Here is a 3378-nt window from a genome sequence, read left to right on the forward strand (position 1 = left end):
AGGTAGCGCTTGATTTCAAAATCCGTAATGTTGTCCTTTAATATCCTATCTTCAACCTTGCCGTAAATCAGGCCGATCTCATCCGAGGACAGGTTATGCTTTTTCAGGTATTTGATATAGAATTCATTATCGCTGCTGATTAACTCAGTGAGATAGTCAAGCTTGGAATTTTTTTCCATCTCTACGACCCTGTCTTTGAAGCGCTCCTCCAATGTGGATGCAACATTATCTGTCACTACCTGATTGGTCCTGATGTCTGATTTCAACTCATCAATGATATTTTCACAATCATTCAGGCTCAAGTCATAGGAGTAGAGCAGGTAGTTGAAAAAGGGAGTGTCATAATCCCCGATGAGTTCATCCAGTCTTGAAACAATAACTTCACTAATCATTATAATTTAATTTATGTATCGGATAGATTAAATAAGTTTTCAAAATAAGTAGATTATTACCGTTCAACCAGGGAAAAATACAATATAGGAGATAAACAAAGGTGAATGAACAAATGAATTAAGTAAGTGATTGAACTAAAAAACCCCAGTTGAACGGCTGTCAAAATGATAAGAAAGAATTAAGGGTTAACCCTCAACGCTTTCCAGATCCATCCATGGAAACTTATTCACTTCCACAAGCATCCTAAGCTCGTCAATTGTTGATGCCCGTAATATAACCTGTTTTCCATGGACAGAGTAAATGTAAATATACTCTTCATCGTCCTTGAAGACATTGAGGAGACCTGTTGTGAAATCCCCAATGTCCCCATTGTTCAAGTTGCATCCGCATTTCCAGCAGAATGCGTAATCATCATTCAATATCTTGCCGCAGTTCGGACAATTCCTCACATATATCGCCTCCTAAATCACCAACGTGCCCTTAAGGGCCAATCCAAATACTATGCATCCCAACAGGTACGCTATCATGAATATTAACTGCTTGATTACTAAAACCTCCCGATAATCTCCTGTGCCAAGACTTCATCAAAGACATACCATATCCTGTTCTCACTCAAGACCAGTTCCCTCAGCTCACAGATGGAATCTGCCTCCAAAACATGTCCAAATTCAGTGTAGCAGTACCTGCCCTCGAAAACCTGGACACGGAATAGTCCTGTTTCGTTTTCATAATAATTAACTTTCAGCTCCATGGTCAAAAGCTCCTCCAAAAAGCCCAAGACCTCTCTCAACCCATAATCTCCAACATTCGATAAATCCAACACTCCATAATCTATCTGCTCAAGTGTCTGTGCACTTAGAAAGTCCTCAATCTCTGATGAATATCTTAGCCAATTTAACTCCATTATAACCTCATTTAAATCAATACTAACCATAAAAGACATGAATTTAAAAGCAATCCAATATAAGTGCTTCTCTTATTGTCCCCAATCATCAGATTATAGAACACCAATGACAATGAGAAAACAATCAGCAGCAACTGGATTGCAGTCAACAGACTGTTGATCATTTAATCATCCCCTCCATGATTTCAACAATGCGCCTGTTCAGTGGATTGTCAGGCGATAAGAACTCCTCCTCAGCAGATCCGAACTCATAAAAGCGGAACTGACGATCATCATGGTTGATGGATGCTCCAAAGGTGACTTCACCATTTTGGACCTTGATGCCATAATCAACGAATTCTGGAATTCCCTCATCGTATTGCCCATCTGCCTTGAACTCCTCCAGGGCATCAGCGATGGTCAATTCGTGTAGGGTTGACCCATCCTTTCTTATGGTTTTTGAAAACACCAGTCGGATGAAAATTCCGTTTTCATTGGATTTCCTTTCAAGAAAATCAAAGAATTCATCATCCATTTCCTTGTAGACGTATTTTTCATCAGCCTCCCCCTTGTAGGTGGGCATGGTATTGTCTGGAGCCAGTTCATCCACGTAGAAGTGGAAATCCTTTCCTCCGGCAATTGAGTGTTCGACAGTCTTTCTAATATTAATATTTTTTTGAGATTTCTCCATATTTTATTCCCTCTTAAATGATGACAGTTCACATATAGCGGATTAACAGGCATGTTTTTAACGCTATAATGGTTTTGGTTACTGATTGTTTAAAAGCATAGCTAAGTGATTGCTTTTAAAGTATTTATATGTGAATAGTTGCTTAATCATGGGGTGAAATAACTTTTTTAAGTTTGATTTTATTAGATTAAGCAACAATGATAAGCTTAAAAGAACACTACTCTCCAGTAAGTAGTTGATTCTGCTTGTGGTGTCATTTTTATCAGCCCCTTTTTATATTAAAAAGTCCATATAGAGTCGAAATGTATTACAATTTAAATGATGTGGTTTAATGTATTTACAATTTAAAGTGCATAATTATTTATGTCACTATGTTATATATAAAGGTTTTGGTTCAATGAAAAATAAGTGAAAAAAAGTAAGTTATTGGAGAATCTATAATTCCCCATTCTTGCGCCTTTCCTCCAAGAGTTCAAGGCCCAGGTCACCCAGCTTGTACTTCTGGATTTTACCACTGGTGGTCAATGGGAACTCCTCAACGAAGAACACGTATTTAGGCACCTTGTACCTTGCGATGGATCCGATACAGAAATCACGAATGTCGGCTTCTGTCACATCATCAAAGCCAGGCTCCTTGATTATGAATGCTCCCACGATTTCACCGTACTTCTCGTCAGGTATTCCTGCAACCTGCACGTCCTGAACGCATTCATTAGTGAAAAGGAACTCCTCGATTTCACGAGGGTAAATGTTTTCCCCACCACGGATGATCATGTCCTTGATACGGCCCACGATAGAGTAGTAACCGTCCTCATCCACTGTTGCAAGGTCACCTGAGTGAAGCCATCCGTCCGGTTCAATTGTCTCTGCGGTCTTTTCAGGCATGTTGTAGTATCCTTTCATCACGTTGAAACCACGACACATGATTTCGCCTGTTTCGCCAGGACCTAACTCTTCACCGGTTTCAGGGTCGACGATCTTAACTTCAATGTTTGGGAACTTGCGTCCAACAGTGTTGATTTTCTTCTCGAATGAATCCTTTGCGTTTGTCTGTGTAAAACCAGGTGCCGCCTCGGTAAGACCGTATACGCTGGTTATTCCTTTCATGTTCATTTTCTCAATCGCATCCTTCATGGTCTCGACTGGACAGGTTGAACCTGCCATGATTCCTGTACGAAGTGAGCTCATGTCGAACATGTCAAACATCGGATGGTTCATCATTCCGATAAACATTGTTGGCACGCCATATATTGAAGTGCACTTTTCCTTTTGGATTGAGGATATTGCTAAAAGCGGATCATATTCCTCCAGAACAACCATGGTTGACCCGTGAGTGATCACTGCCATTACACCAAGCACTGTACCGAAACAATGGAATAACGGCACTTGGAGAAGCAATCTGTCCTCAGGA

6 protein-coding genes are annotated in these 3378 nt (G+C 40.2%); all 6 read right to left on the reverse strand.

The annotated features are described in order from the left end of the window. On the reverse strand, positions 1 to 392 hold a 392-nt coding region (locus tag QZU77_RS10595), incomplete at its 3' end, for a hypothetical protein (RefSeq protein ID WP_295603915.1). A 186-nt stretch (positions 393 to 578) separates the two neighbouring features. After that, a complete protein-coding gene (locus QZU77_RS10600; protein WP_295603917.1) occupies positions 579 to 842 on the reverse strand; it encodes a hypothetical protein in 264 nt (87 codons plus the stop codon). A gap of 98 nt (positions 843 to 940) precedes the next feature. Next, a complete protein-coding gene (locus QZU77_RS10605; protein ID WP_295603919.1) occupies positions 941 to 1327 on the reverse strand; it encodes a hypothetical protein in 387 nt (128 codons plus the stop codon). Then, a complete protein-coding gene (locus QZU77_RS10610; protein WP_295603921.1) occupies positions 1309 to 1461 on the reverse strand; it encodes a hypothetical protein in 153 nt (50 codons plus the stop codon). Before QZU77_RS10610 ends, QZU77_RS10605 begins: the two co-directional genes overlap by 19 nt. After that, complete coding sequence (locus QZU77_RS10615) at positions 1458 to 1967, reverse strand: hypothetical protein (RefSeq protein ID WP_295603922.1); 510 nt, start codon at positions 1965 to 1967, stop codon at positions 1458 to 1460. Before QZU77_RS10615 ends, QZU77_RS10610 begins: the two co-directional genes overlap by 4 nt. 435 nt (positions 1968 to 2402) lie before the next feature. Next, on the reverse strand, positions 2403 to 3378 hold a 976-nt coding region (locus tag QZU77_RS10620), incomplete at its 5' end, for an AMP-binding protein (protein ID WP_295603925.1).

Source organism: uncultured Methanobrevibacter sp., assembly GCF_902774605.1.
Lineage (GTDB): Archaea > Methanobacteriota > Methanobacteria > Methanobacteriales > Methanobacteriaceae > Methanocatella.